Here is a 26,037-nt window from a genome sequence, read left to right as displayed (position 1 = left end):
CCAGCTCCTGTGGCTGTTGGGGTCTTTTTTCGGGCGTCGGGAACGTCCATATACTGATGCGAGGCCGAAACGCCAGACATGGAAAGTCAAACGCTCATGAGCACCACGATCGACACAACGGATATTTCCCTGTCCCCCTCCGCCGCCGCGCAGATCAACCAGATCGCCAAGGCGCAGGGCTCTCGCTATCTGCGCCTGTCTGTCGAGGGCGGCGGCTGTTCGGGCTTTTCATACAAATACGATCTCACCGACGAGGCGCGCGAGGACGATCTGCGCATTGAACGTGATGGCGCGACGGTGCTGATCGATCCGATGAGCGTGGAATTCCTGTCCGGCTCGGTCATTGACTATGTGGACGAGCTCATCGGCGCGAGCTTCCAGATCAAGAACCCCAACGCCACGGCCGCCTGCGGCTGCGGGACCAGCTTTTCAATCTGATCACGTCGAGGTGAGCCTGTCGGCTTGATCTGGACATTCAGGCTTGTTTCGCGCTCCCCTGCGAAAAACACGTCAGGGGAGACACTATGAGCCTTTCGGTCAAAGACGCGCTGCATGCGCGCATTTCAACCCGCGCCTTTCTCGACAAACCCGTTTCCGAAACCGAGCTTCGCGCGCTAATCGACGATGCCCGGTTCTCCGCGTCAGGCGGCAATCTGCAGCCGTGGAAAGTCATTGCGGTGGCCGGCGAAGCGCGCCAGCACGTGATGGACGCGGTCTCCAAGAAGCTCTCCGACAACCCGTTTGATGATGAAGCGGACTTCCCCGTCTATCCTGAAAAGCTCTGGGAGCCCTATCGCTCGCGCCGCTATGAGCTGGGCGAGGACATGTATGCGCTGATGGGCGTGCCCCGCGAAGACAAGGCGGCCCGCCTGAACTGGCTGATGCAGAACTATCAGTTCTTTGGCGCGCCTGTGGGCTTGTTCTTCCTGATTGATGAGCGGATGAACCCCAATCAATGGGCGCATCTGGGCATGTTCATGATGAGCCTTGCGCTCGCCGCCCAGGAACGCGGCCTCGCCACCTGTTTTCAGGAAGCCTGGACGCCTCATTGCAAGACCGTGGGCAAGGCCCTGGGCGTTGAAAGCCCGGACCGGGTCTACTGCGGCATGGCCGTCGGATACGCCGATCCCGAGGCGCCTGTGAACAAGCTGCGCTCCAAGCGGGCGCCGGTTGACGAGATCGCGCGCTTTGAGGGGTTCTAGAGCGAGACGCCGCAGGTAAAGCTGCCGTCGCACAGGCTCATGATCAGGGCGAAATAGGCCAGGACCGCCACCACCCAGATCACGGGCGGAAAGAAAACAAGGCGAATGCCGGTCTTCGGCGCCCTGAATAGCCCGAAGCTGATCCATCCCAGGATCAGCCCTGCTGCAGCAATGACCGGGCCGGCGGACAGGAACAGGAAAGCAGCCAGCGCGGCCTTGTCCACCGTGTCCTGGCTGAGCACCTGAGAGAAGGTCATCAGGTTGGGCAGATAGAGCCCGAAACTGACAAACCCGATGGCCACTGCGACCAGCGTCGCAAGCGCCATCAGAATCACGGTCAAAACCGTGTAGGTTTTCGGCGCGGGTTCGTCCGCCAAATCGCGCATCCAGTTACCCCGTTATCGGGCCCCATTGATCGGGAGCATCCAAATGAGCTTGTCCATCGCCTCGTGGAACGTCAACTCGATCAAGGCGCGTTTGCCCAATGTCGTTGACTGGCTCAAGGAAGCGAGCCCGGACGTGGCCTGCCTTCAGGAACTCAAGACGGTGGACGAGAACTTTCCCCGGCTCGAGATCGAAGAGCTTGGCTACAATGTCGAGACCGTCGGCCAGAAGACGTATAACGGCGTCGCCCTGCTCTCGAAACGCTCCATCGAAGAGGTGTGCCAACGCGCCCTGCCCGGTGATGAGGAGGATGAACAGGCCCGCTATGTGGAAGCCGTGATCAGCGCCGATAGCGGCCCTGTGCGCGTCGCCTCGATCTATCTGCCCAATGGCAATCCGGCGCCCGGTCCCAAATACGATTACAAGCTGAACTGGATGAAGCGTCTGAAGGCGCACGCGAAATCGCTTCTGACGCTGGAAGAGCCCGTCATCCTGGCCGGCGACTACAATCTCATCCCGCGTGACAGCGATGTACATGACGCCGCCGCCTGGGAAGGCGACGCCCTGATCCGACCAGAAAGCCGGGACGCCTTCGCCGAGATCCTGTGGCTAGGCTATTCGGAAGCCTTCATGCAGGCCGATGGTCGCGCCCACCAGTACACCTTCTGGGATTATCAGGCGGGCGCCTGGCAGAAGAACAACGGCATCCGCATCGACCATCTTCTGCTGAGCCCGCAGGCGGCGGATCGCCTGAAATCGGTGGAAATCGCCAAGGATGTGCGCGGCAAGGAAAAAGCCTCCGACCACGTCCCCTTCATCGGCGTATTCGATCTGTGAGCGGGCCGGAACAAACCCTCGCCGCCGTCACCTATCTGGTCGCGGACTATGACGAGGCCATCGACTGGTTCACCCGCGCGCTCGGCTTTGACCTCCTGAGCGATCAGGATCTGGGCGACGGCAAACGCTGGGTCGAGATCCGCGCCGGAGAGGATGGCGTCAAGCTCCTGCTCGCCAAGGCCAAGGGCGTGGAACAGGTCGCCGCCATCGGCGCGTTCGCCGGCGACCGGGTCGGGTTCTTCCTCCACACCACCGACTTTGAGGCGAAACGCGCGCTCATGGAGCGCGCTGGCGTCCGGTTCGAGGAAGACACCCGTCATGAGCCCTATGGCAAGGTAGCGGTGTTCCGTGACCTTTACGGCAATCGCTGGGACTTGCTGGAACCGAAATCCTAGGCGACCCCGCCGCCCTCGCTGGGCGGTTCGAGCACTGTGTTGATGATGTCGTCGATCATCGCGAACTCGCCATGCAGGTTCGCGATGCGGTCATGATCCGTCAGCGGTTTGAACATGGAACCGGCTTCAAACTTGTTGCCCGTCTCCGCCGCGATCAGCAGCTCGCCCCGGCCGGCGCCCTCACCCAGCTTTTCATCAAACACGCAGCGAACATTCTTGCCCTTGAGCTCGCTTTCCAGCTTCAGCAGCCGCTCCATGAAGGAGGGCGTGAGCAGGTAGCGCGCCATGACCTGATCGGTGCCATAGACTTCAAACGCCTTCTCGAAGGTGGGATCCACCAGCCCGATCCGTTCAAGTTTGTCCCCGCCAAAGGTCTTCTTGGCCCAGCCTTCCAGCGCATTGAATACGCCAGCGTCCCGGGTCACCAGGGTGACGCCTTCCACCGTGCGCGGAAAATTGATGCGGATCAGCACGCCGTGAAACACCGTGACGTAATAGGTGCGGTTCTTGGTCCGGCGCTTTTGTTCGAGATGGGCTTCGTAAATATCGAAATCCGCGCCGTGCGCCTCGCCCGAAAAATGATCTTCGAAATTCCGGCGGTCATAGCCAGGCAGCAGGCCATGCTGACGAAACGCGTCAAAACGGATGGGGTCGTGCACCTCGGCGCGATAGCGCATGCCGAAGGCTTCGGCGAACCGGTCATTGAGACCGGTCTTCACCGTCTTGCGTAATTTGTTGAGCGGTTGGGCGCCCCAGATGGCGAGACCGCCGAGAATGAGACCCGCGCCGATGAGCAGGACAGGTGCGGGCCAGGACGCCGCAAACCCGATCAGGGCGAACGCCCCGCCGCCTGCCAGTCCAAGCGCCACCGCCTTGAAGGATTGGGCGACCGCGGCCTTGCGCTCGGCTTCAAGGCTCTCCAGCCAGGGGGTCAGGTCCTCAATGGCCTGTTTCAGGTCTTGCATGTGTCCACTCGGCGACTTGTCTCAGAGGCGGGCAAAAGAAAACGGGCGCCACGACAGGGCGCCCGTTTATGTCATCACGCATGCAGGGCCGATTAACGACCGCGGCGGGCGATCCGTTCGATCTCGGCCTGCACCTTCTCTTCCACGATGGTGGGCAGGTTCTCATCGAGCCATTGCTTGAGCATCGGGCGCATCAGTTCGCGCACAATGCTCTCAAGGGTCTGACCTTGCTGGGACGAGACACGCAGGTTTTCCGACAGTGCGGCGAACATGCCAGCCGCTGCGGACGCCGGCGCGGCGTCAATCAGGGATTCTTCAGGCTCTTCCTCAGGTTCCGGTTCGGCCTCGAATTCGGGCTCAGGTTCCGGTTCGGGCTCCGGCTCGCGGTCCATGATCATCAGATCATCGGCCACATCCATGGGCTCGTCGTCTTCATCCTCGACCCGCTCGGTCAGTTCGAGCGCATCGTCCATGTCCATTTCAGGCTCAGGCTCGGGTTCGGGTTCGGGCTCAGGTTCCGGTTCAGCCTCAAACTCAGGTTCGGGCTCGGGTTCCGGTTCAGGCTCGGCTTCCATTTCGGGTTCCGGCTCGGGCTCGGGAGCAGGCTCCTCCGCCTCGGCTTCGGCCTCTTCAGCCTTCGGCTCTTCTTCGTCTTCGTTAATGATACGGCGAATGGAGGCGAGAATTTCCTCCATCGTCGGTTCTTGATCGGTATCCTGAGCCATAGAGACGTCCTTCGTCCGTCGAGGGGTAAACGGCGGCGCACAGGTTAGGCGCGGCAAGCCTTGGCTGTCCAGCACCCATCCTTGATTTCCAAGGTCTAATTCCAGGGCGTTAAGTCGAAGTTATTGCCGCGGGATTGCTCAAAGCGCGATCGCACGTCCTCGGCCTCGACCGGCAGACCCAGGCTCTGGGCGTCCAGCTGGCCCATGGCCTGCAGCAGGGCGTAGCTGGCCACGGTCAGGTCGCGTTCGGCGCGCACCAGCTCAAGCCGGGAGTTGAGCAATTCCTGTTCAGCGTTAAGCACGTCCAGCGTCGTGCGGAGCCCCACAAGCGCTTCTTGCTCCACCCCTTCAAAGGCGATTTCGTTGGCCCGGACAGCTTCGCGGCTGGATTCGATCACCGCCAGCGCTGCGAGATAATTGTTCCAGGCGTTGGTCGCACCTTCGATCACCTGACGACGCACGGTCAGCCCGGACAGGCGCGCCTGGTCCGCAGCCGCACGCGCCTGGCGCACGTTCGAGCGGTTCAGGCCGCCGGTAAAAATCGGCATGGTCACATTCGCCGTAATCGAGGCGGAGCCGCGCCCCTGCCCCGAGAAATCGCTTTCGCGACCTTCGGAGACCGACGCGCGCAAGCCGATTTCAGGCAATTGAGCGCCCCGGGCGACCCGGACGCCATATTCCGCCGCCTGTTCCGCATACTGCGCGGCCAGAAGATCGGGATTGCGGCTGATGGCCACTTCTGCGGCGTCTGCAAACTCGGCCGGAACCTGTTCTGACGGCCCGGCATTGTCGGGTTCGATCGGTTCAACACCCGTCACTCGGGCATATCCGGCGCGGGAGGTGGCAAGCGCGGCCTGGGCGGCGGAGAGCTGGGCGCGAGCGCCGGACAGACGCGCTTCGGCCTGGGCCACATCGGTCCGGGTGATTTCACCCACTTCGAAACGGTCCCGCGCAGCACGCAGCTGCTCGGCGAGCACCTCGACATTGTTGCTGCGAATGGCGACCACTTGCTGGTCCCGCACCACATTCATGTGTGCGCCAACGGCATCGAGAAGCACCGACTGCTCGGTAGAGCGCAATTGCTGGCGCGCCGCCTCGATTCGCGCCAGTGAGGCGTCGATGGAGCCGCTGGTGCGGCCGCCACGGTACAGTGACTGGTTCAGGGTGAGCCCATAGCTGGAGGAATCCGATTCCTGCGCTCCGCCCCAGGTTTCCACGGTCTCACCTACCGACCCGGAGGCAGACAGGCTGGGCAGCCGTGCGGCTCGCGCCTGGAAATAGCCTTCCTCGGATTGACGCAGGCTCGCGCGTTGAGCGCCCAGCGTGGGGTTGGATTCATAGGCGGCGGCCAGCGTCTCGGTCAGAGACTGGGCCTGCGCCATCCCCCACGGCGCTAGACCTGCTGACAGAACCGACAGTGCGGCGGCGCACAGAAAACGTTTCATGGGGCGTCCCTCTTGAGCATCCCTTGCGTAAAATACGCAATCCCGACACGCCTTCTTATAGGGCGCGCCGCATGCGGTGTACGGTGCAAAATGTCACCCCCAGGAGACGGTTTTTTAAATGACCGCTCTAAAAGGCGAATTTCGCTTCGGGCTCAAACCCGGGCAGGTAGGGCGCGGTGGTGTCAAACACGCTCCGGTCCCCCACAGAGTTCTGCGCCTTGGTATAGATACGCGCCTGACCCACGGTTCCGTCGCGGACGACCACAGCCAGACGCCCGCCAACCGCGAGCTGGTCCAGCCAGGCCTGGGCCGGCTTGGCGACGGCGCCGTTCACGATGATGACGTTGAACGGGCCCTGACCGGGCACGCCCTTGGACAGTTCGCCCTCCACGACCACCGCATTGTCCGCCTCGATGGCGTTCAGGGCCTGGGTGGCTTTCTCGGCGAGGCCGAGATCTTTCTGCTCGAGCCCGACCACGGTTTCAGCCATGCGAGAGAGGACCGCGGTCGAGTAACCGCGCCCGCACGCCACATCGAGCACCACGTCGGAATGACGGATGTCGCAGGCCTGAATCAGCTTGGCCAGATCACGCGGGGTCAGCATGTAGCGCCCCTCCGCCACCTTCGCCTCGATATCGGCGTAAGCCTTGGCGGCCTGGGACTTCGGCATGAAGCGCTCGCGCGGGATGTCCGCCATGGCGTCCTGGATACGATGATCGGTGACATCGTTCGGACGAATCTGGCTGTTGACCATTGCGAGGCGGGCGGTCTCGAATTCGGACATGGCGCGACGGCGTCCCTTTGTTGAATCTGCGGGCCGCTTATATCGCGCTCGCTTTCAGACCTGCAAGGCCAAGTCACGCCCCTGCGGCGCCAGGCCACTGCATTATTTCACTGTGCAAGCTGTCAAAGCCCCCTCAAACCGCGTTGCGGGCGCCTGCGGGCTTTTGTATAGATGGCGACCCACCACACGGCGGCGCTATGGCGGAGTGGTGACGCAGCGGATTGCAAATCCGTGTACCCCGGTTCGATTCCGGGTGGCGCCTCCACCCTCTTTCCATCACCTCTGATCGAGTATCGCGCTTGCGCGCGCTATTCCGCCGCTTGCGCGTGCGGATGCTCCAGCACGCCCGCCTTGACCAGTTCAGGCTTGAGACGCCCGGTCAGCGCCAGCGCCGTCATCCGGTAATCGCTGATGAAAGACCAGAAGGGGTGAATGAAGGTCGCCGGCTTGTTGCGTTCGATAAAGGCGTGGCTGACCCAGGCGAAGCCATAGCCCGTCAACGGCCACAGCAAGATCGCCCACCAGGTCTGCGTGACGATGGCGGCGATGAGAATCGCGGTACCGATGAGCGTGCCGGCGTAATGCATGTAGCGCGTACCCGCCTCGGCGTGTTCGCGAAGGTAAAAGGGCCAGAACTCTTTGTAACTGGCGCTGCGCTCGGCCATGACGACCTCCCCGTCTGCTTTGTTTTAAAGGCAAAGTAGCACAGCCCACGGGCCAGAGCGAGCTGAACGAAGCCTGTGGGGAAATGTGGAGAATTTTCATTAACGTTAGGCCGATGTTAACCCCCGACTCAGTATTTGTTTACTCGTCTTCCTTCGAAGACACCCCACCATCCACCCAATGCCTTTTCGGGAGCTTCCGGGCTCCCGATTTTTTTTGCCTGCTCCACGGCGAACTGAAACGAAACTGCATCGGGCTGCACACAGCCGCTTGATCGTCTCAAACGCCATGGATATACACACCACCTCATCGCTGATGAACGTTCCTCGGTAGCTCAGTTGGTAGAGCAAGCGACTGTTAATCGCTGGGTCGGCGGTTCGAGCCCGTCCCGAGGAGCCATCAGCGGCGATGAGCCTTCACACACTGTGAGCAGCAAGCCCCGCCTTGATCATCAAGGCGGGGCTGCTCGCATCTGGGCCACCCTTCGTGACATACGCACAAAAGAAAAGGGACGCCGACGGCGCCCCTTCCCCAGTCCGGAAATCTGTTTCCAGCCCTAGCTGACCATGCGCACCGAGTCGGTGGGCGCATCCCAAGGCAGATGGTGCTCCTTGAGCACGGCCATGTTGTCCGCGGAAATGATTCGCGGCTTTGATTCGTAACCCAGCAGGTCCGACGGCTCGGAATCGGTATTCCGCGCCAGAAGCAGAATCTCGGCCGACGTGAAGTTCGTCATGCCGCGCGCCAGCTCTTCGCCCGCCTCGTCATACACGTGCAGGACGTCACCCTTGTTGAACTCGCCCTGCACTGAGACCACGGCTTCGCGACCAATGTCGGTGCGGTCCTTGCGCAGCTTCTCAGCCGTTTCCGCATCGACCACCAGGCCGCCCGCCTGTTGCAGGCGGTCCGTGAGCCAGATCGACCAGGAGCTGTCCGGGTCGCCGATGGCCACACACTTGGTGTGACGGCGCTCATCCTTGAGCAGAGCCGAGACCGGACGGTCCACCTCACCCTGGCCAATGATGGTCTCCACACCGGCGTTCTGCGCCATGTTGGCGGCGCGCATCTTGGTGAGCATGCCGCCCGTGCCCAGCGCACTGACGGAGCTGGTCACCTCGAGATACTCGGACACATCCTCGACCACCGGCACGTGCTGGGCGCCCTCGTCTTCCGGGTTGCGGTCATAGAGACCGTCAACACTGGTCAGGATCACCAGCTGGTCGGCCTGGACCATCTGCGCCACCTTGGCGGCCAGACGGTCGTTATCGCCCACTTTCAGCTCCTGGGTGGTCACGGAGTCGTTTTCGTTCACGATCGGCATGACGCCATGTTCAATCAGGCGCGTGATCGTGTTCTTGGTGTTCAGGAAGCGGCGACGATCCTCAAGGTCATCCAGCGTCACCAGCACCTGCGCGATATCGAAGCCGTATTCGAGCGCAATCTGCTTGTAGGCATTCATCAGCAGCGGCTGGCCGCAAGCCGCAGCGGCCTGCTTGTCCAGAAGCCCGGCCTCTTCAGGCGCGACGCCAATGGTGGACAGCCCGATCGCCACGGAGCCTGAAGAGGTCAGGACCACGTCGATGCCCTCTTCGCGCAACCGGGCGACATCCTCCATCACCCCGTGCATGAAGGCGTAGCGCAGGGTGAGATGCTCCTCATTAGCGAGCAGCGATGAGCCGATTTTTACAACGACGCGTTGGCGATCTGACAAAACTATACCTCTCCTGTGACGCGGCGCAGCATGCCGCTCAGACGCCCGGAACATACTTTTTGTTCGAAATATTTCAAGGGCAGGCACGGTGAAATTCCACACCGTGAAAAGGCTCTTATAAGCGTAGTTTACAAGGTATTTCAGTGCCAGAACTCTGCATCGAGTTGAAAAAGCTTACTTCGTCATCTAAATGATGCGGCGTCGCGTCATACTGGATTGACGCACATGTGTTGCACAGCGGAGACGGAGGCATCGTGCGCTGGAATTTGATTATGGTCGGATGCGGAAATATGGGCGGCGCCCTGCTTTCGCGATGGATCAAACTGGGCGGTGTCGGCGTGACAGTCGTCGATCCCGGAGAACCCAAGCTGCCCGTGGGCGCGAAGTGGGTGAAATCCGTGGACGATCTGCCCCAGGATGAGCGTTTCGACGCCATGATCCTCGCCGTCAAACCCCAGCTGATCGACGTCGCCATTCCGCCTGCCGCCAAATTCGTCAAGGATGACGGTTGCGTGGTGTCCATTGCGGCCGGCGCTTCAGCCGCCAAGGTGTCCGAAGCTGCGGGTGGCGTCAGCGCCCTGCGCCTGATGCCAAATATGCCCGCCCGCGTGGGTCGCGGCGTCAGCGGCCTCTATGCCGACGATGCCTCAACCAAGGACCACCGCGAACTGGGCACTGTGCTTGGCGAAGCTGTCGGCGAAGCGATCTGGCTTGACGATGAAGATCAGATCGATCGCATCACAGCCGCCGCCGGCAGCGGACCGGGCTATGTGTTCGAGTTCGCGCGCACCTATCAGAAGGCCGTTGAAGCCCAGGGCTTCGACGCCAAGGACGCTCGCCGCCTCGTCATCGAGACCCTGGCCGGGTGCATGGCGCTCGCCCTGGAAGACGAGGCCGGTTTCGAGGATTTGCGCAACTCGATCATGAGCAAGGGCGGCACGACCGCCGCTGGCGTCAATGCGCTGAACAGCGACGGCGTTCTGGACGAGCGCCTGAACGCAGCGCTTGAAGCCGCCTACTCACGCGCCGTTGAACTGCGCTAATCACCTTTAATTCGCCCGCCCCGATCACAAACGCTACAAAGGAGCCAGCCACCGTATGACCGCTGTTCTCAGCCGGATGAATGACATGACCGACACCAATGACGTCACCGCCTATGTTAACGAGCTGGGCCGTCGCGCTGCGACCGCCGCACGTTCGCTCGCCTCTGCCTCGAGCGAGCGCAAGAACAAGGCCCTGACCGCCGCCGCCCAGGCCCTTCGCGACAATTGCGGACGGCTCCTGGAAGCGAACGCCAAGGATGTCGACAGCGTCAAGGCGGCTGGCAAGCCCGACGCCTTCATCGATCGTCTGATTCTGGATGAAGAGCGTGTGGGCGCCATTGCGGATGCGCTGGACAAGATCGCCGAGCTGCCCGACCCGGTGGGGCGCGTGCTGGACACGACCAACCGTCCCAATGGTCTGACCATTGAACGCGTCGCCACGCCGCTCGGCGTGATCGGCATGATCTATGAGAGTCGTCCCAATGTGGGCGCTGACGCAGGCGCGCTGTGCCTGAAATCGGGCAATGCCGTCATTCTGCGCGGCGGTTCGGAAAGCCTGAACTCCACCCGCGTGATCGTGGAATGCCTCGCCAAGGGTCTGGAAGACGCTGGCCTGCCGCTCGATTGCATCCAGATGATCGACACGACCGACCGCGACGCCGTTCAGGCGCTTCTGACCTGCGCCGACTATGTCGACCTGGTGATCCCGCGGGGCGGCAAGGGCCTCGTCTCGCTCGTGCGCGACCAGGCGCGGGTGCCGACGCTGCTGCACCTGGATGGCAACTGCCACACCTACGTGCATGAAGCTGCGGACCTGACCAAGGCGGCCGCCATCATCAAGAACGCCAAGCTGCGCCGCACCGGCATTTGCGGGGCGACGGAAAGCCTTGTGGTTGACCGCAAGGTCGCCAAGGACTTCCTGCCGATGGCGCTGGACGCCCTGGGTGATTGCGAAGTGCGCGGTGAAGCCGAAGCCCGCGACATCGACTCCCGGATCAAGCCGGCCTCGGACGAGGACTTCTACACCGAGTATCTCGACACCATCCTGTCGGTGAAGCTGGTCGACGGCCCGGATGAGGCCATTCCCTTCGTGACCGAGCACTCCTCGGCCCACACGGACGCCATCGTCACCGATGATGCTGAGGTGGCGGAGCGCTTCCTCAACGAGATCGACTCAGCGGTGGTCATGCACAACGCCTCCACCCAGTTCTCTGATGGCGGCGAGTTCGGCATGGGCGCTGAGATCGGTATCGCAACGGGCAAAATGCATGCACGGGGCCCGGTGGGGCTGGAGCAACTGACCAGCTTCAAATACCGTGTCCGCGGCAATGGCCAGACCCGGCCCTAAGCCCAACAAAAATAGATTAAACGAACCCATTAACGCGTTCATTCGGGGGCCAACATGCAAGTTGAAGCGCTTGTATCGCTTGCGGGGTATTTTGTCCTGATGCTGGGCATCGGGCTCTATGCCTATAAGAAATCGACAGACGACGTGTCCGGCTACATGCTGGGCGGACGTCAACTTCACCCGGCGGTCGGCGCGCTCTCTGCGGGCGCGTCCGACATGTCGGGCTGGATGCTGATGGGCTTGCCGGGGGCGGTCTACCTCTCGGGCCTGGGCGCGGCCTGGATCGCCGTCGGCCTGGTGATCGGCGCCTATTTCAACTATCTGCTCGTGGCGCCGCGCCTGCGCGTCTACACAGAGATCGCGGACGATGCGATCACCATTCCGGACTATTTCGAGAAGCGCTTCCACGACAACACCCGCATCCTGCGGGTGCTGTCCTCGGTCGTGATCGTGATCTTCTTCACGCTCTACACGTCTTCGGGCGTCGTGGCGGGCGGCAAGCTCTTCGAAGCCAGCTTCGGGCTTGATTACCGACTTGGCCTGTTCCTCACCGCTGGCGTCGTGATCGCCTATACCCTGTTCGGCGGCTTCCTGGCTGTCAGCCTGACGGACTTTGTACAGGGCGTAATCATGTTCATCGCGCTGATCATGGTGCCCATCGTGGCCTATTCCATGCTCGGCGGGCTGGGTGAGATCGTGGACACCACGCGCGCCGCTTCCGACGTGCCCAATTACATGTCCATGATCCCCGATCCGCTCACTTCCATGGGCATTCTGGGCATCATTTCGGCCATGAGCTGGGGCTTGGGCTATTTCGGTCAGCCGCACATCATCGTGCGCTTCATGGCGATCCGCACGCTCAAGGACGTGGCCGTCGCCCGCTGGATCGGCATGACCTGGATGGTCATCACCGTGATCGGCGCGGTTCTGACGGGCATCTTCGGTCTGGCTTTCGTGACCCAGAACGGCGCCGTGATCGAAGAAAGCGGCATCGAGTTCACCGACGCCGAGACGATCTTCATCCTGATGAGCCAGATCCTGTTCCACCCGCTGGTGGGCGGCTTCCTGCTCGTGGCCATCCTGGCGGCGATCATGTCGACCATTTCCAGCCAGCTGCTGGTGTCGTCGAGCTCGCTCACGGAGGACTTCTACAAGACCTTCCTGCGTCGCAACGCCAGCCAGAAGGAACTGGTCCTGATCGGTCGTCTGTCCGTGCTGGTTGTCTCGCTGGTGGCGATTGGTCTGGCGTTTGACCGGTCGAGCTCGATCCTGGATCTGGTCTCCAACGCCTGGGCCGGCTTCGGCGCTGCCTTCGGTCCGCTGATCCTGTTCAGCCTGTATCGCAAGAATATGAGCCGCTCGGCCGCGATCGCCGGCATGGTGACTGGCGCGGTAGTGGTGCTGTTCTGGCTCTATGCGCCGATTACGATCAATGGCGGTTCGCTGTCAGCGTTCATCTACGAGATCATCCCGGGCTTCATCGCCTCCACGCTCGCCATCCTGATCACGGACGCCATCACTGGCGCCCCCCGTGGCAAGGTGAAAGAGCAATACGAAGCGATGGAAGACCACATCGAAGAACACGGCTAGGCGCTTCGCCCGGCCTGCCCCAGGGAACGCCGGCCTCAAACGGGGCCGGCGTTTTCATGTGTATCCTCCAAAACCGCGTCAGTCCGCCACATTGCTGAGCCGAACACTGGACGCCATATCTTTTATCAATTATCAAAACTGATAATAAGTGAGGCGAACATGACTGTCGGACGAGCTGTCACCCTTCTGGCCGGAACCCTGATTCTGGCGTCCTTGTTGCTGTCGCAGTTTCACAGCCCCTACTGGCTGTGGTTGACCGCCTTTGTGGGGCTCAACCTGTTCCAGTCCAGCTTCACCGGTTTTTGTCCCGCCGCCATGATCCTCAAGCTCATGGGGGTGAAGCCTGGCGGCGCCTTTGGTTAAAAGGCTCGCCCCAGTCGTCAGGCGGAAAGCCCCGGCCTCCCCAGCGCCGGGGTTTTTCATGCCGCGTCCCCTACGGATCAGGCCTTGCTGTCACGCACCTTCGTGATGCCCAGCATGTCCAGCATCATGCGCTCGTAAAAGGGCTCGCTGACCCCGCGGCGCATCTTGCCCATGAAATAGCCTTCAAACGCCGCCTTCGCCATGTGCACCCAGCGCCCTTCCATGGCCCAGTTCACATTGCGGGGCGGGATTTGCGGCATGGCCACGAACGCCACACCGCCATCCCCGAAATCGGCGATGCAGACCGCATTCCAGGTGGATTCATGCTTCATCGCGCGCCCCTCAATCAGGGCGCGAATATTCTGCGCCGCCGCCCGGACCATGGATTCGATCATGAAGCCGGTCTTCGGCACCCCCACAGGGACAGGATAAATATCCACGGGCGGAATGGCGACGCAAACGCCGACCGAGAAGATATTCGGCCAGTTGGGATTCTGCTGGTGACGATCCACCAGCACGAACCCCTTCTCGTTGACCAGGCCCTCGACGCCATAGACCGCATCCACACCCTTGAAGGCGGGCAGCATCATGGCGTGCTTGAAGGGCAGCGCGTGGGTCTCGACCACCTCGCCCTTGCGACCGACTTCCTCCACATGCATCAGCCCCGCTTCCACCTTGGCGATGCGGGCGGAGGTGATGAACTTGATGGAGCGCTGGCGCAGCTCGTGTTCCAGAAGTCCCTTGGTGTCGCCGACCCCATCGAGCCCCAGATGGCCGATGTATGGCTCCGAGGTCACAAAGGTCATGGGCACCTGGTCGCGCAGTTTCTTGCGACGCAGATCGGTCTCCAGGGTGAACACGTGTTCGTAAGCGGGGCCGAAACAGGATGCGCCCTGCACCGCGCCCACAATGACCGGTCCGGGATCCGCGATCAGCCGCTGCCAGTCGTCATAGGCCGTTTCGGCATGGTTCACATGGCAAACCGACTGGGTGTGGCCAGTATGCGGCCCCAACCCCTCAATGGCGTCAAAGTCGAGCTTGGGCCCGGTAGCGATGACCAGATAGTCATAAGGCACTGTGTCGCCATTGCTGAGGGCGACTTCATTGCTTTCGGGATGAACCTTGCTGGCGGCGGAATGGATGAACTCGATGCCGTGCTTTTTCAGCAAGGGACCGAGTTCGATCTTGATCTGCTCGGCCTCGCGCCAGCCCACCGCCACCCAGGGGTTGGAGGGGGTGAAATGAAACGTCGCTGAATCGCTGATCACCGTGATGGTATCAGACTTGCGCATCTGCTCGCGCGCTTCGAAGGCCATGGGCAGTCCGCCCAGCCCCGCGCCGAGAATGACGATATCCGCCATGATCCACCTCCCGTTGTTCGCCGCCATCCGCGGTTGGGAGGGGCTCTGTTTTGCCCCAGCATCCCGCCGGCGCGCCGACAGCGCCATTCGGCAAATCGTCGCATATCAATTGTCGAAACTGTATATTATTAAAACGAGCTACCCAAGTGAATGAATATGCCGCCGGCGCCCTCCTCACCCAGAGCGCCACCGAAAATGGCGGGCCCCAGGACGGTATCAACCCCAAGATAGACCGCGCCGGAATAGGTCGCGCCCGCTTCACCCTCCCCCAGGAAATCCAGCTCAACATAAGCCGCTTCCAGCAAAACGCCCCAATAGACCGGGACATTGAACAACGGTCCGGCCTGGTCCAGCCGCTCATATGCCTCCAGCGATCCATAGACATAACCGTTGGTCGGAATCGCGTTCTGCGGATAAGCCGAGATGGAACGAAAACCGCCCAGCGAAATCAGGTCTACCGGATCGTCGTTCCGGTTTTCGACGCTACCCGCCCGCAAACCCGCCAAGAGATGTGTCTGCCCCAGTTCGAACGCTCGCAAGCCCGAAAGCTGGAGCTGAAGCGTGTCCGAGCCCTCATTGCCCACGCTATAAAGCTGGAACGCTTCCGCATTAAGAGCCAGCCCCCGGGTCGGCCAGCTGAAATGATCGAGCGTGTCCACACGAAGCCCGCCGCCAAACCCAGCTAAAGTATAGATCAACGGATCAATCTCCGGCAGCAGGCTGACCTTGGTTTCGGTTCGCCCCCGCCGCACCTCGCCACCCGCATAAAGTACACCCCAATCGCCAAGCTCACGGCCTACGCGCAGACGTGCGCCGGCTTTCTGGTCCCAGAACTCTCCCAATCTCACTTCGCCGATATTCAGGGGGACTTCCTCGCCCTCATAATAAAGGCTCGGCTCATAGAAATAGCGGCCTGCCGCGCCGAAGGGCTGTTGCAGCACGGCTTCAAGGCCATTGGTGGTGCCCAGCTCCAGCGACAGGCTGAAATCCCCGCCATGGCGGGAGAAAGGCCGCCGGGAATAGCGCGCCAGCACGGAGAAGGTGGAATCCCCCTCGAATGTGTTGGACAGCCGCACGCCGCCCTCCAGCTGGGAGCGTCCGATATCGCGCTCATCCACCATCAAGACCAGCCCCTGTGAATCCTGCGCCAGATCCGCTTCCCCCAAGGCGCCGAACGCGGTCAGCGCGTTCAGCCGACGGGTCAGCACATCCTCATCCTCTTCCAGGGCGCGGCTCACATTGGCGCGGGCGCTCAGCACCTGATCATCCAGCGCCGTGGCGTTCACCACGCGCATCTCCGCCTGCACCATCTGGGACGGGCGGGTGCGCGGCAAATCGCGACGGATGGGCGGCGCAGCCAGAGCGGAGATGGCGCGCAGCTGCGCTTCATGTCGGCGCGCCTCCTGCACGCCCGCCGCCACGCCATGGGGCGCCCGCTCGAAAGCGGTGGTGCTGAGCCCATCCAGCGACGGCGTCAGCAACAGATCATCCGGGCCGAGCCGCGCCACATCCTCCTGACGATTGCGCCAGACCGAGACGCGGATCAGCTGCTGCATCGTGTCCGCCATGGAGGGGCTGGCGGAGGGCGCCGGCGGTTCAACCGTGGTGTCGATGGCGATGATGATATCCGCGCCCATTTCCTGCGCCACGCGCACGGGCAATTGTGCGGCCATGCCGCCATCCACATAGAGCGCATCATCAATCTGGCGCGGCTGGAAAGCGCCGGGCACGGCCATACTCGCGAGCATGGATTGTACCAGATCGCCTGAGGACAGGGCGACGGCGTCGCCGGTCGCAAAATCGGTCACCACCGCGCGGTAGGGAACAGCCAAGCCGTCAAAATCCGCATCCAGCGGCACATGGAAGGTAAGCTCGCGAAAATGCCGCCGCAGACCGTGCATCGAGCGCATGCCGCCGGGAAGACGCACGCCCTCATCCCCAAGACCGATCAGGGCGCCGGTGAGATAGTCTGAGGAACGTTCCGATTGCAGGTAGGACTGATCTTCGCGCGGCGGACGCCCGCTGAACACCTCGGCCCAGTCGGTGTAGACGAAAATATCCTCGATCTCCGCCGCGGAATACCCCGCCGCATAGAGCCCGCCGACAACGGCGCCCATCGAGGTGCCCACCACACAATGAATCGGCACACCCAGCTCTTCGATCACCTGAAGGGCGCCGATTTGGGTGCTGACCAGCGCACCGCCGCCACTGAGCACCAGCGCCACATCCGGGCCGTCATTATCCTCGAAATCACAGGACAAGGCCGAAGTTGTCACACATGCGGACGCCAGCGCGCCCATCAGCGCGCTGTAAAGAAAAGACAGCTTCATCGCGTACCCCACTTAAACCAGCGTCCCGTCAGGCTGCATGGTTCTCAGGGAGAAATCCGGCGAAAAAGCGGCCTTCAAATAACAAATTAGGCCAGCTCGCCCGCTTCCGCCTGCCGTCGCCACATGGAAGCGTAACGCCCGTCCTGGTCCAGAAGCACGCCGTGCTCCCCCTGTTCGGCCACATGGCCATCCTCGAGCACGATGATCTGGTCGGCCTTGGCGATGGTGGACAGACGGTGCGCCACCGCGATGGTTGTGCGTCCGCGCGCGGCTTCGGCTAGCGCGGCCTGAACCTCGCTCTCGGTTTCCGAATCCAGCGCTGAAGTGGCCTCATCGAGGATCAGAATGGGCGGGTTTTTCAGGATCGCCCGGGCCACGCCCACACGCTGCTTTTCACCGCCTGACAGCTTCAGCCCGCGTTCGCCCACCCGTGTATCAAGCCCCTTGGGCAGGGAGAGGACGAACTCTTTCAGACGCGCCCGTTCAACCGCATCCCAGAGCGCTTCCTCATCGGCCTCGGGATAACCATAGAGAATGTTCTGCCGCAGCGTGTCGTTAAACAGGACCACATCCTGAGGCACCAGCCCGAGCGCCCCGCGCAAGCTGGACTGGGTCACCCCGGCGATGTCCTGACCGTCGATCAGCACCCGGCCCTCATCGGGATCATAGAACCGGAACAACAGACGCAGCAGGGTGGACTTGCCCGCGCCTGACGGCCCGGCCAGCCCGACAAAGCTGCCCGCCTTGATCTCCAGGCTCACATCGGAGACGGACCGGTCCCGGCCGTCATGAGCAAAGCTCACCCCTTCAAAACGCACCGCCCCGCCCTTCAGGGCGAGCGCAGGCGCATCAGGCTTGTCAGCCACTTCGGGTTTCAGCCTCAAGGTCTGGAACAGACGCTCGAGATCCACGCTCGCCTGTTTGATCTCGCGATAGGCCCAGCCCAGGATGTTCAAAGGCTGATAGACATTCATCAGCATCAGGGTCAGGGCCGCCACATCGCCGGGCTCGAGCTCGCCATTGAGCGCCATCCAGCCGCCCGTCAGCGCAACCGCCAACAGGCCGCCATTCATAATCGCGGCCTGGGCGGCGTTCAATCCCGCCAGGCTTTGCTGGGATTTTGACGCGGCCTCAGCATAGCGCTGCTTGGCTGTATCAAATCGCTCCGCCTCGCGCTGCTCGGCGGCGAAGGCTTTGACTGTCTCAAAATTGGTCAGGGTATCGACGGCGCGCGCGTTCACCTCGGTGTCCGCCTCGTTCATCTGGCGACGCAGCTTCACCCGCCATTCGGTCATCAGACCCGTCACCACGGCATAGGCGATGACCGCCACGACGATGATGGCGGAGAACACCCAACCGTAAAGCACCGCCGCCACGACCGCCGCGAGCAACAGCTCGACCAGAGCGGGCAGGATATTGAAGACCAGGAAGCGCAACAGGAAGTCCACCGCATTGGCGCCGCGGTCGATGATGCGGTTCATGGCGCCGGTGCGCTTGGTCTGGTGAAAGCTCAGTGACAGGGTCTGCACATGGGAGAACCCCTGCACCGCGGTCAGTCGCTGGGCGTCCTGGGACACCGGCGCGAAGATCGCGTCGCGCAATTGCGGCGCTCCGGTCGAGGCGAACCGCAACAGGCCATAGCCGACAAAGAGGATCGCCGCCGCACCAAACAGGCCCGCTCCGACTGCACCGTCGGACACCCCGCGGGTGAGCACGTTGACCCCTTCCCCGAAGGCGATCGGAGACGCGACGGCGAAGCCCTTGGCCGCGAGCGTGATCAGGAAGGCGATCGCCATGCGCGGGCGCCAGCGCCGCATGTCATCGGACGCCAGGATGGTGAGCAAGCGTGAGATGGCCTCCCCCAGACGCCCTTCGGGTGCAGGGCCTTCTGTGGGATTGGCGGAATCGTGATGTCGCATGGAGCCCTATTTAGGGCGGGGAGCCGGGCGGCGCCATGCCGCCCCGGCGCCTTATTGCTGGGGGTCGCTCTCGGTCTCTTCGTCCGGCGCGTTGAACACCTGCCCGGGATAAATGAGATCGGGATCACGGATCTGGTCGCGATTGGCCTCGTAGATGACCGTGTATTGCAAGCCCTCGCCGTACAGACGGCGCGCAATCCGCCACAGCGAATTGCCAGGCTGAACGATGACGCGACCCGATTGCTGGGCGGCGCGGGCCGCTTCAGGCTCGGCGCGCTCAAACGGAAGAACGATCACCGCGGTCACGCGGCCATCCGCGTCAAGCTGGTCCACCTGCAGATCATAGACGCCCGGCTCGAAGGCCTCGCCTGCGCGGATCACCCAGCGTCCGGCGTCATCGGTGGTGGTGCGGCCCACCACTTCGCCGTCGGCCAGCACCCGCACATCCGTGCCCGGTTCGGCCCGACCGGCGAAGATCACGGCGCCGCTGTCATCATAGTCTACAGTCGAAAGCGAAAGCGGGCCCACCGTCAGGCCGTCGAACGGGCCTTGCAGCACGCGGCTGGCTTCCCCCGGACGGCCCAGCACCACGAGCGGGGTTTCATCCCGGCCTTCAGGCACGGAGACCACGACCACCTGATCAGAGCGAATTTCCTGTCCGGCGGGGGTAATCATGAGAAGCGACAGCTCAACCGAGCCCGCAGGCAGCGGTCGATCCACGATCATCACCCACTCACCGGCGTTATCAATCGAGACACGCGAGATTTCGTCCTCGCCCACCATCAGCACGACCTCGGAGCCCGGCGCGCCGCGTCCGGCCACGACCGCCGTGCCGCGTGGGTCCACCCTCACAATGTCGAAGGTGGGCGGGATCAGAGCCGCAGCTTCCTGGCTGGTTTGAGCTGCGTTCTCAACCGGTTCGGTGACAGCAGGCGTTTCGGGCGCGCTGATGGCGCCCGGTCCGGGACGCATGACGATAAAGATCGCCGCCGCGGCGACGGCGATGATCAGCAGGGCTGTGGCAATCAGAAAGGACCGCGTTGCGGCCATGAGCGTGCTCCTCGCGTTCTGACGGGTCGACACTGCTATGCAAGCCTCGCGCCGAATGCGCCATCTTGCTAATGCTGAACGTCTCGTCTGTACGTTTCAATCCGCGTTTACAGACATTATCGGAAATTTGTGAGGCGAAAATGCGGAGCATCTGCGTATTTTGCGGGTCCAGCGACGGCAGTGACGCCCGGTTTGCAAAACTGGCCGAAGACACGGGCCGCGCCATCGCGCGCCAGGGCATTCGCCTCGTTTATGGCGGCGCCGAGGCCGGACTGATGGGACGCATGGCCCGCGCAGCCCTTGAGGAAGGCGGTGATGTGCTGGGCGTTATCCCCGAATTCCTCATCCCGCTTGAAGGCCTTCAAGACGGCGTCGAGCCTCGTATCACCGCCACCCTCGCCTCTCGCAAGGCGATCATGGTCGAGGAAGCGGACGGCTTTCTGGTCCTGCCGGGCGGCGCCGGCACGCTCGAAGAGATCTTCGACATGATCATGCTGCGCCAGCTGGGACGGCACGACAAACCCGCCGCCTTCATCGACGCCGACTTCTGGGGTCCGCTGGAAACCCTGCTTCTGCGCGTGGTCGATGCCGGCTTCGCTCAGGACAATGTGATCAAGACGATCAGCTTCCACCCCGATCCCGACGCCGCCCTCAAGCGGCTGGAATCGGAGTGGGCGTCCTAGCCCAGCTCGGCTGTACAAAGCGGATCACCATCTGCACTGATCAGCCGCAAGGTGGCGAAGACCGGATCATTGGACATACCGCTGATCACCGTCTGTCCCGGCGCGAGTGTTTCCAGTGCAGGCGCAGGCCCGGAAGGCGCATCAAGACTGACCCGCGCAAGCTCGCTTTGTTCGTCAGAACGCAAGGCCAGATCGCCTGATTGCTCCAGCCTCATGGCCGGACCGCCGGCTTCAAGGATCCAGCGCCCGGTCAGTCCTGGTGCGGCCTGAGCCATCAGGTGTCGGCCCTGGCCATCCTCGATCACGGTGAGCGAACAGAGCGGCGACATTGCCTCGCTGGCGCTGATTGGACCGGGCTGGGCGTGCGCGCACGCTGCGGCGAGACCAAGGCAAGCCGTAAAGGCCAAGAGGCCTGTTTTGATACGCATGATCATGTCCTCCTTCCTGTCGGAGAGCGCGGCCGGCGCCGGACGCCGGCCGCTGCGTTGCGTTTTGAGGCGGGCGTAAAGCAGCCCCTTGATTGGGGTCTTAAAAACCACCCTGGATGACCAGGGTCACATTGCCGGATCCGCTCTGGTGCACATCAGTGAACTGACCGCGACCAACCTGGATGACGCCCAGCGCGTTGTTGGAACCTTCCTGGGTGGTGACCGCCTGATGGCCGTCGCCGATCTGGGCGACCCCCACCACATTGCCGCGACCGGTCTGAGCGCTGAACGCCTCGTTGAGCCAGCCTTCCTGGCCGATCACGACCCGGTTGCGACGCCCTTCCTGATTGAGGCCGGCCTGGTTGTCCCGCCCGGTCTGGGAGACCTGCGCGCCATTGCGCGTGCCGTCCTGAAGCGTGGAGATGAACTGGCGGACGCCACGCTGTTCAAGGCTGAGACGATTGCGATGACCGTCCACGCGCGCGGCCAGCTCATTGGCGTAGCCGGACTGGCGAATGTCGATGGAATTGCGGGACTGGGCGTGCGCCGTCGGGCTGAGCATGAGCACCGTCAGACCCAGGCCGGCGGCCAGTAGCGAGCGTTTGAACATGGAATGTCTCCCTTTCAGAAACGGACAAGAGCGTCCGCGACGAAAGGGAGACTGCCTGGGGTGAGCTGAACCGGAACGGAAAAGCCTGTTCAGCTTCAATTGATTGAGCTGAACAGGCCATTCACGGTCAGGACATTTTCAGGGCAAGCCTAGTCGGGCTCGCCATGGGGATCGAAGACATCTTCGATCCGGGCCTCGAAGGCCTCGGCGATCTTGAAGGCCAGAGACAGCGACGGATCGTGCTTGGAGGTCTCTACCGCATTGATCGCCTGTCGGGACACGCCGACCCGTTCTCCGAGATCGGCCTGGGACCAGCGCCGCTCGGCGCGGAGCACTCGGATACGGTTCTTCACTGGTAGCGCCTTTTCACAAAGAACTTCGCCACCCCGGTCACGCCTATAAAGGCGGGGAAGTACCAGACCTCGTAAATCGCCGGCCAGTCCGTCACGCCGCGCATCATGCCATAGGTGAAGCTGGCGATGGCGACGATGATGGCGCCGATCAGGGCCGATTCCAGGACAATCCGGGCCTGGACTTCATCCATGGCTCGCACGAAGGCGATGATGGCGCCGATACAGGCGATCACCGGCAGGACAGGCAGAAGGCTCAGGATGATCCGCACCGGTTGGGCGAGCTCGAACGTGTTGTCGGTCCAGACGGCGCCGAACAGCAGCACGGTATACAGGGTGAATATCACCAGCATGCGCCGCATATAGGTCTTGGCGGCAGGGGTCATGGCCATGATCAGTCTCCTTCCACCACGCGCTCGATCTCGGCCGAGAAGCGCTCAGGTTGGTCCAGCATGATGAAATGGCGTGAGTCGGCGACGCCGCGCGCCTCGACATCGATATAGTCTTCATACTGGCTGACAAACATCTGGCGAATTTGCGCCGGCGCCAGTTCGGGGAATTCGGCATAGAGCAGGGTCACAGGCGCTTCCACATCCGCCAGCTCGGGCGCGAAATCGGTGGACATCAGTTCGGCGGTGGCAGCCGCGACCGTGGCCTGGTCCGCACCTTCGATCCAGGACATCACCTGGCCCTGATTGTCAGCGCCCATGGACTGAACGCGCAGGCCCTGGGCCATCATGCCCAGATAGGCGTCTCGCGGCATGGCGGTCATCTGCTGGCGGATGGCTTGCGCCTGCGGCGCCATCATCTCCGGCGTCGCGCCCGGTTGCATCAGCCCGGCAAAGAAGGGCGCGGAATCCACCGCCACGACATGGGAGACCCGGTTGGTCGCCTCTCCCGCTGCGACCAGCGCCACCTGGGCTCCCATGGAATGGCCGACCAGCACGACATTGTCGATATTGGCCGCGTCAAGATAGGCGGCGATATCCAGCGCCGCCCCTTCGACCAGATCGTCAAGGCTGTCGGGCGCTTCAGCATCACCGCCGAACCCGCGCAGGGTGACCACATGATTATCCCAGTCGGGCTGGCTTTCGACCATGGGGGCATAGACCTCGCCCGGCGTGGCGAGACCGGGGATATACACAACGCTGGGCCCCTGCCCGGAGCCGGTGCGCTCGACCGTGATGCGATCAGCGGACCAGATCTCCTGGGCCTCGGCGCGGAACACGCCGAAGGCCTGCAAGGACAGGAAGGTAGCAAACACCCCCAGAACGGCGGCGGCGAAACGGTAGGCGGTGACAGGTTTCATGTTCACACCATCAGGCTAAATTGACGATGTGTCATGATTACCTGACATACCGACCGCATGTCAACTTATCCTGACATAATTTCTGACAAACCTGTCTTTTTGTCGTGAATACCCAGACATCGCGCACAGAAAAAAGCCCTCTCGGAACAGGCCGAAAGGGCTTCAAAGTACAAATTTTATAGAGACTTACCCGCGACCGCGATACGAAGATACGCCCTGGTCGGGAATCCACAGCCCCTTGGGCGCTTCTCCCCATTGCGCGAAGACGTCGATCGGGATGCCGCCACGCGGATACCAGTAGCCGCCAATGCGCAGCCATTTGGGATCGAGCTCATCGACCAGGCGCTGACCGATCATGGTCGTGCACGCCTCATGAAAGGCGCCATGATTGCGGAAGCTCTGCAGGTACAATTTGAGTGACTTGCTCTCCACGATCCATTTGGACGGCGCATAGTCAATCACGAGATGGGCGAAATCGGGCTGTCCGGTCACCGGGCAGATCGAGGTGAATTCCGGACAGGCGAAGCGGATCATGTAGTCAGCGTTTTGCGTGGGGTTTTCCACCCGCTCAAGACGCGCCTCTTCGGGGGTCTCGGCCGCTCTCGCGTCCGAACCCAGCATGTCCAGCTTGGAATAGCGTTCATCGGTCATGGGCGCGCATTTAGCGCCGAAGCGCGGTGGCGGCAATGGGGCACGCCGCTTTGACCTACTGCACGCTCATGGCCCGGCGGGAAAAAACCGTGCGCATGGCGATATTGGACACCAGTCGCGCCACGCCCGGTAGACCGGACAGACGCTCGCGGTGGACGCGCTCGTAATCGCGCGCATCGCGCACCTGCAACTGCAGGAAATAGTCTTCCGCGCCCGTGGTCAGATAGCAGTCACTGACATGTTCGATCCCGGCGACCGCGGTTTCAAACGCTTCCATGGTCTCCCGCTTCTGGTTCTCCAGCGTCACCAGAACGATGACAGTGAGGCCGCGGCCCACCTGGTTGGCGTTGAGACGGGCGGAATACCCCGCAATGACGCCATCGCCTTCAAGAGCCTTGACCCGGCGGTGACAGGCCGAGGGCGACAAGCCCACCCGGTCTGCGAGATCGGCGTTTGTCAGCCGCCCGTCCGCTTGCAGCGCCCCCAGAATGGCCGCGTCGATATCGTCGAGTTTCATGTCCGTTCCCAAACGTCGAAATTTCTAGCGCCGACAGAGTGAACACATCCAATGACGCAGCGCGTCATGGCGTGAAAATGGAGTATAACGCAAAATAATTCGAACAAGATAATTTTACTTGCAGGATGCTACACATGATCCCTATTTTCCGCGCAAAATCACACCGCCGAACCCTCCCCATCGAGGTTCGGCCAGCCGGGAGGCAGATTGATGCGCATTGGCGTTCCGACCGAGATCAAGAATCACGAATACCGGGTCGGCCTGACCCCGAATGGCGCCCGCGAGCTGATCGCGCATGGCCATGAGGTCTACATGCAGGACGGCGCGGGCAATGGCGCCGGCTTCTCCAACGAGGAATATGTCGAGGCGGGCGCCCAGATCCTGGCGGACGCCCAGTCGGTCTTCGACACCGCCGAAATGATCGTGAAGGTCAAAGAGCCTCAGCCGTCCGAAACCGCGATGTTGAAGCCGCACCACACCCTGTTCACCTTCCTGCACATCGCCCCCGACCCGACGCAGACCGAAGGCCTGCGCAAGTCCGGCTGCCTCGCCATCGCCTATGAAACCGTCACCGACCCCAATGGCCGTCTGCCGCTGCTGCGTCCGATGTCCGAAGTGGCCGGGCGGATGAGCGTGCATGTGGGCGCCAACGCCCTGCACAAGGCGGCCGGCGGTCGCGGCGTGCTGATGGGCGGCGTGCCGGGCGTGACGCCGGCCAAGGTCGTCATCCTGGGCGCTGGCGTGTCCGGCTCACACGCCGCGGAAATGGCGCTGGGCCTGCGCGCTGACGTGACCGTGCTGGACCGCTCCTTGCCGAAACTGGCGGAAACCGACCAGTTCTTCCGCGGCCAGGTGAAGACCCGTTTCTCCACCCAGGGCGCCATCGCCGAAGAGATCGCCGAAGCCGATCTCGTCATCGGCGCGGTGCTGGTGCCGGGCGCGGCTGCGCCCAAGCTGGTCACCCGCGACATGCTGGGCACCATGAAAGAAGGCGCGGTGCTGGTTGATATCGCCATCGACCAGGGCGGTTGCTTTGAAACCTCCCACGCCACCACCCACCAGGATCCGACCTATGTGGTGGACGGCATCGTGCACTATTGCGTGGCGAACATGCCGGGCGCCGTGGCGCGCACCTCGACCCTGGCGCTGACCAACGCCACCCTGCCCTTCACCATCGCGCTGGCCAACAAAGGCGCGAAGAAGGCCCTCAATGATGACATCCACCTCGCGCGCGGCCTGAACGTGGCCGAGGGCGAAGTGACCTTCAAGGAAGCCGCCGACGATCTGGGCGTGCCTTTCGTGAAGCCTGACTGGTTGACCGTGCTGTAACTCCTCTTACAGCATGAAACCTGAAACCCCGGCTCGATGAGCCGG

General features: G+C 62.4%; 28 protein-coding genes and 2 tRNA genes. 12 read left to right on the top strand and 18 right to left on the bottom strand.

The genetic code is table 11. The features are described 5' to 3' along the window. Positions 1-96 precede the first annotated feature (96 nt). On the top strand, positions 97-438 hold the full coding sequence (erpA, locus tag RBA95_RS11435; RefSeq protein ID WP_306016994.1) for an iron-sulfur cluster insertion protein ErpA: 342 nt from the start codon (positions 97-99) through the stop codon (positions 436-438). Positions 439-524: 86 nt separating this feature from the next. Beyond that, positions 525-1,202, top strand: a complete 678-nt coding sequence (locus RBA95_RS11430; RefSeq protein ID WP_306016993.1) for a nitroreductase — start codon at positions 525-527, stop codon at positions 1,200-1,202. On the opposite strand, the gene RBA95_RS11425 is transcribed toward RBA95_RS11430, so the two are convergent. Further along, positions 1,199-1,588, bottom strand: a complete 390-nt coding sequence (locus tag RBA95_RS11425; protein WP_306016992.1) for a hypothetical protein — start codon at positions 1,586-1,588, stop codon at positions 1,199-1,201. The two genes, RBA95_RS11430 and RBA95_RS11425, sit on opposite strands and share 4 nt — an antisense overlap. Before the next feature lie 43 nt (positions 1,589-1,631). Between RBA95_RS11425 and xth the strand changes: the two genes are divergently transcribed. Together xth and RBA95_RS11415 are read left to right on the top strand one after the other, a co-directional pair. Beyond that, on the top strand, positions 1,632-2,423 hold the full coding sequence (gene xth, locus RBA95_RS11420; protein WP_306016991.1) for an exodeoxyribonuclease III: 792 nt from the start codon (positions 1,632-1,634) through the stop codon (positions 2,421-2,423). Beyond that, positions 2,420-2,818, top strand: a complete 399-nt coding sequence (locus RBA95_RS11415) for a VOC family protein (protein WP_306016990.1) — start codon at positions 2,420-2,422, stop codon at positions 2,816-2,818. Before xth ends, RBA95_RS11415 begins: the two co-directional genes overlap by 4 nt. Here RBA95_RS11415 and RBA95_RS11410 read toward each other — a convergent pair. The 4 genes from RBA95_RS11410 to RBA95_RS11395 all read right to left on the bottom strand — a co-directional run bounded on the left by RBA95_RS11410 (position 2,815) and on the right by RBA95_RS11395 (position 6,737). Then, positions 2,815-3,783: a DUF3137 domain-containing protein gene (locus RBA95_RS11410; RefSeq protein ID WP_306016989.1), complete on the bottom strand. Its 969-nt coding sequence runs from the start codon at positions 3,781-3,783 to the stop codon at positions 2,815-2,817. The two genes, RBA95_RS11415 and RBA95_RS11410, sit on opposite strands and share 4 nt — an antisense overlap. A gap of 92 nt (positions 3,784-3,875) precedes the next feature. Next, positions 3,876-4,508 (bottom strand): DUF2497 domain-containing protein, encoded by a 633-nt coding sequence (locus tag RBA95_RS11405; RefSeq protein WP_306016988.1) that lies wholly within the window; start codon positions 4,506-4,508, stop codon positions 3,876-3,878. 95 nt (positions 4,509-4,603) lie between these two features. After that, positions 4,604-5,953, bottom strand: coding sequence for a TolC family outer membrane protein (locus RBA95_RS11400; protein ID WP_306016987.1), 1,350 nt, complete (start codon positions 5,951-5,953; stop codon positions 4,604-4,606). Between the two features lie 127 nt (positions 5,954-6,080). After that, a complete protein-coding gene (locus RBA95_RS11395; protein WP_306016986.1) occupies positions 6,081-6,737 on the bottom strand; it encodes a protein-L-isoaspartate O-methyltransferase in 657 nt (218 codons plus the stop codon). Between the two features lie 191 nt (positions 6,738-6,928). Between RBA95_RS11395 and RBA95_RS11390 the strand changes: the two genes are divergently transcribed. Then, positions 6,929-7,002 (top strand) — tRNA-Cys (locus RBA95_RS11390). Positions 7,003-7,045: 43 nt separating this feature from the next. Here the strand turns inward: RBA95_RS11390 and RBA95_RS11385 are convergent. Continuing rightward, on the bottom strand, positions 7,046-7,402 hold the full coding sequence (locus tag RBA95_RS11385; RefSeq protein ID WP_306016985.1) for a DUF962 domain-containing protein: 357 nt from the start codon (positions 7,400-7,402) through the stop codon (positions 7,046-7,048). 321 nt (positions 7,403-7,723) lie between these two features. Here RBA95_RS11385 and RBA95_RS11380 point away from each other — a divergent pair. Next, positions 7,724-7,799 (top strand) — tRNA-Asn (locus RBA95_RS11380). 157 nt (positions 7,800-7,956) lie between these two features. On the opposite strand, the gene proB is transcribed toward RBA95_RS11380, so the two are convergent. Beyond that, complete coding sequence (gene proB, locus RBA95_RS11375) at positions 7,957-9,111, bottom strand: glutamate 5-kinase (protein WP_306016984.1); 1,155 nt, start codon at positions 9,109-9,111, stop codon at positions 7,957-7,959. A 272-nt stretch (positions 9,112-9,383) separates the two neighbouring features. Between proB and RBA95_RS11370 the strand changes: the two genes are divergently transcribed. From RBA95_RS11370 to RBA95_RS11355, 4 genes are all read left to right on the top strand, one after another. Further along, a complete protein-coding gene (locus RBA95_RS11370) occupies positions 9,384-10,154 on the top strand; it encodes a pyrroline-5-carboxylate reductase (protein ID WP_306016983.1) in 771 nt (256 codons plus the stop codon). 55 nt (positions 10,155-10,209) lie between these two features. Then, a complete protein-coding gene (locus tag RBA95_RS11365) occupies positions 10,210-11,502 on the top strand; it encodes a glutamate-5-semialdehyde dehydrogenase (RefSeq protein WP_306016982.1) in 1,293 nt (430 codons plus the stop codon). Positions 11,503-11,556: 54 nt separating this feature from the next. Beyond that, positions 11,557-13,092 carry a sodium/proline symporter PutP gene (putP, locus tag RBA95_RS11360; protein WP_306016981.1) on the top strand — a complete coding sequence of 512 codons (1,536 nt, stop codon included), beginning with the start codon at positions 11,557-11,559 and terminating at the stop codon, positions 13,090-13,092. A 159-nt stretch (positions 13,093-13,251) separates the two neighbouring features. Next, positions 13,252-13,455: a DUF2892 domain-containing protein gene (locus RBA95_RS11355; protein WP_306016980.1), complete on the top strand. Its 204-nt coding sequence runs from the start codon at positions 13,252-13,254 to the stop codon at positions 13,453-13,455. 77 nt (positions 13,456-13,532) lie between these two features. Here RBA95_RS11355 and RBA95_RS11350 read toward each other — a convergent pair whose 3' ends face one another. From RBA95_RS11350 to RBA95_RS11335, 4 genes are all read right to left on the bottom strand, one after another. Further along, a complete protein-coding gene (locus tag RBA95_RS11350) occupies positions 13,533-14,816 on the bottom strand; it encodes an NAD(P)/FAD-dependent oxidoreductase (protein WP_306016979.1) in 1,284 nt (427 codons plus the stop codon). A gap of 128 nt (positions 14,817-14,944) precedes the next feature. Next, complete coding sequence (locus tag RBA95_RS11345) at positions 14,945-17,146, bottom strand: patatin-like phospholipase family protein (RefSeq protein ID WP_306016978.1); 2,202 nt, start codon at positions 17,144-17,146, stop codon at positions 14,945-14,947. 86 nt (positions 17,147-17,232) lie between these two features. Next, positions 17,233-19,065, bottom strand: a complete 1,833-nt coding sequence (locus RBA95_RS11340; protein WP_306016977.1) for an ABC transporter ATP-binding protein/permease — start codon at positions 19,063-19,065, stop codon at positions 17,233-17,235. Between the two features lie 51 nt (positions 19,066-19,116). After that, positions 19,117-20,115, bottom strand: coding sequence for a LysM peptidoglycan-binding domain-containing protein (locus RBA95_RS11335; RefSeq protein WP_306016976.1), 999 nt, complete (start codon positions 20,113-20,115; stop codon positions 19,117-19,119). A 140-nt stretch (positions 20,116-20,255) separates the two neighbouring features. Between RBA95_RS11335 and RBA95_RS11330 the strand changes: the two genes are divergently transcribed. Beyond that, on the top strand, positions 20,256-20,798 hold the full coding sequence (locus tag RBA95_RS11330; RefSeq protein ID WP_306016975.1) for a TIGR00730 family Rossman fold protein: 543 nt from the start codon (positions 20,256-20,258) through the stop codon (positions 20,796-20,798). On the opposite strand, the gene RBA95_RS11325 is transcribed toward RBA95_RS11330, so the two are convergent. From RBA95_RS11325 to RBA95_RS11295, 7 genes are all read right to left on the bottom strand, one after another. Then, positions 20,795-21,226 (bottom strand): hypothetical protein, encoded by a 432-nt coding sequence (locus RBA95_RS11325; protein WP_306016974.1) that lies wholly within the window; start codon positions 21,224-21,226, stop codon positions 20,795-20,797. The two genes, RBA95_RS11330 and RBA95_RS11325, sit on opposite strands and share 4 nt — an antisense overlap. 100 nt (positions 21,227-21,326) lie before the next feature. Next, complete coding sequence (locus tag RBA95_RS11320; protein WP_306016973.1) at positions 21,327-21,836, bottom strand: curlin-associated protein; 510 nt, start codon at positions 21,834-21,836, stop codon at positions 21,327-21,329. Positions 21,837-21,985: 149 nt separating this feature from the next. Beyond that, entirely contained in the window at positions 21,986-22,189 is a 204-nt protein-coding gene (locus tag RBA95_RS11315; protein ID WP_306016972.1) for a helix-turn-helix transcriptional regulator, read from the bottom strand. Then, complete coding sequence (locus RBA95_RS11310) at positions 22,186-22,578, bottom strand: hypothetical protein (RefSeq protein WP_306016971.1); 393 nt, start codon at positions 22,576-22,578, stop codon at positions 22,186-22,188. Before RBA95_RS11310 ends, RBA95_RS11315 begins: the two co-directional genes overlap by 4 nt. 2 nt (positions 22,579-22,580) lie before the next feature. Continuing rightward, positions 22,581-23,495 carry an alpha/beta fold hydrolase gene (locus tag RBA95_RS11305; protein WP_306016969.1) on the bottom strand — a complete coding sequence of 305 codons (915 nt, stop codon included), beginning with the start codon at positions 23,493-23,495 and terminating at the stop codon, positions 22,581-22,583. 186 nt (positions 23,496-23,681) lie between these two features. Continuing rightward, positions 23,682-24,146, bottom strand: a complete 465-nt coding sequence (gene queF, locus RBA95_RS11300) for a preQ(1) synthase (protein WP_306016968.1) — start codon at positions 24,144-24,146, stop codon at positions 23,682-23,684. A 55-nt stretch (positions 24,147-24,201) separates the two neighbouring features. Further along, positions 24,202-24,663, bottom strand: a complete 462-nt coding sequence (locus tag RBA95_RS11295; protein WP_306016967.1) for an Lrp/AsnC family transcriptional regulator — start codon at positions 24,661-24,663, stop codon at positions 24,202-24,204. Positions 24,664-24,873: 210 nt separating this feature from the next. Here RBA95_RS11295 and ald point away from each other — a divergent pair, with 210 nt between their 5' ends. Then, complete coding sequence (gene ald, locus RBA95_RS11290; RefSeq protein ID WP_306016966.1) at positions 24,874-25,992, top strand: alanine dehydrogenase; 1,119 nt, start codon at positions 24,874-24,876, stop codon at positions 25,990-25,992. The last annotated feature ends 45 nt before the right edge of the window (positions 25,993-26,037 follow it).

The sequence above is a fragment of the Oceanicaulis sp. MMSF_3324 genome (genome assembly GCF_030733545.1).
GTDB lineage: Bacteria > Pseudomonadota > Alphaproteobacteria > Caulobacterales > Maricaulaceae > Oceanicaulis.
The sequence above is the reverse complement of the archived record's forward strand: the minus strand, read 5'-3'. Positions and strand labels throughout refer to the sequence as shown.

Coding starts and splice junctions, on each gene's coding strand:
- RBA95_RS11430 (WP_306016993.1), top strand. CDS start 525: ATGAGCCTTTCGGTCAAAGACGCGCTGCATGCGCGCATTTCAACCCGC.
- RBA95_RS11320 (WP_306016973.1), bottom strand. CDS start 21,836: ATGTTCAAACGCTCGCTACTGGCCGCCGGCCTGGGTCTGACGGTGCTC.
- RBA95_RS11310 (WP_306016971.1), bottom strand. CDS start 22,578: ATGGCCATGACCCCTGCCGCCAAGACCTATATGCGGCGCATGCTGGTG.
- RBA95_RS11350 (WP_306016979.1), bottom strand. CDS start 14,816: ATGGCGGATATCGTCATTCTCGGCGCGGGGCTGGGCGGACTGCCCATG.
- RBA95_RS11410 (WP_306016989.1), bottom strand. CDS start 3,783: ATGCAAGACCTGAAACAGGCCATTGAGGACCTGACCCCCTGGCTGGAG.
- xth (WP_306016991.1), top strand. CDS start 1,632: ATGAGCTTGTCCATCGCCTCGTGGAACGTCAACTCGATCAAGGCGCGT.
- queF (WP_306016968.1), bottom strand. CDS start 24,146: ATGACCGATGAACGCTATTCCAAGCTGGACATGCTGGGTTCGGACGCG.
- RBA95_RS11365 (WP_306016982.1), top strand. CDS start 10,210: ATGACCGCTGTTCTCAGCCGGATGAATGACATGACCGACACCAATGAC.
- putP (WP_306016981.1), top strand. CDS start 11,557: ATGCAAGTTGAAGCGCTTGTATCGCTTGCGGGGTATTTTGTCCTGATG.
- RBA95_RS11425 (WP_306016992.1), bottom strand. CDS start 1,588: ATGCGCGATTTGGCGGACGAACCCGCGCCGAAAACCTACACGGTTTTG.
- RBA95_RS11385 (WP_306016985.1), bottom strand. CDS start 7,402: ATGGCCGAGCGCAGCGCCAGTTACAAAGAGTTCTGGCCCTTTTACCTT.
- RBA95_RS11370 (WP_306016983.1), top strand. CDS start 9,384: ATGGTCGGATGCGGAAATATGGGCGGCGCCCTGCTTTCGCGATGGATC.
- RBA95_RS11305 (WP_306016969.1), bottom strand. CDS start 23,495: ATGAAACCTGTCACCGCCTACCGTTTCGCCGCCGCCGTTCTGGGGGTG.
- RBA95_RS11330 (WP_306016975.1), top strand. CDS start 20,256: ATGCGGAGCATCTGCGTATTTTGCGGGTCCAGCGACGGCAGTGACGCC.
- RBA95_RS11295 (WP_306016967.1), bottom strand. CDS start 24,663: ATGAAACTCGACGATATCGACGCGGCCATTCTGGGGGCGCTGCAAGCG.
- RBA95_RS11355 (WP_306016980.1), top strand. CDS start 13,252: ATGACTGTCGGACGAGCTGTCACCCTTCTGGCCGGAACCCTGATTCTG.
- ald (WP_306016966.1), top strand. CDS start 24,874: ATGCGCATTGGCGTTCCGACCGAGATCAAGAATCACGAATACCGGGTC.
- RBA95_RS11345 (WP_306016978.1), bottom strand. CDS start 17,146: ATGAAGCTGTCTTTTCTTTACAGCGCGCTGATGGGCGCGCTGGCGTCC.
- RBA95_RS11405 (WP_306016988.1), bottom strand. CDS start 4,508: ATGGCTCAGGATACCGATCAAGAACCGACGATGGAGGAAATTCTCGCC.
- erpA (WP_306016994.1), top strand. CDS start 97: ATGAGCACCACGATCGACACAACGGATATTTCCCTGTCCCCCTCCGCC.
- RBA95_RS11400 (WP_306016987.1), bottom strand. CDS start 5,953: ATGAAACGTTTTCTGTGCGCCGCCGCACTGTCGGTTCTGTCAGCAGGT.
- RBA95_RS11325 (WP_306016974.1), bottom strand. CDS start 21,226: ATGCGTATCAAAACAGGCCTCTTGGCCTTTACGGCTTGCCTTGGTCTC.
- RBA95_RS11395 (WP_306016986.1), bottom strand. CDS start 6,737: ATGTCCGAATTCGAGACCGCCCGCCTCGCAATGGTCAACAGCCAGATT.
- RBA95_RS11340 (WP_306016977.1), bottom strand. CDS start 19,065: ATGCGACATCACGATTCCGCCAATCCCACAGAAGGCCCTGCACCCGAA.
- RBA95_RS11335 (WP_306016976.1), bottom strand. CDS start 20,115: ATGGCCGCAACGCGGTCCTTTCTGATTGCCACAGCCCTGCTGATCATC.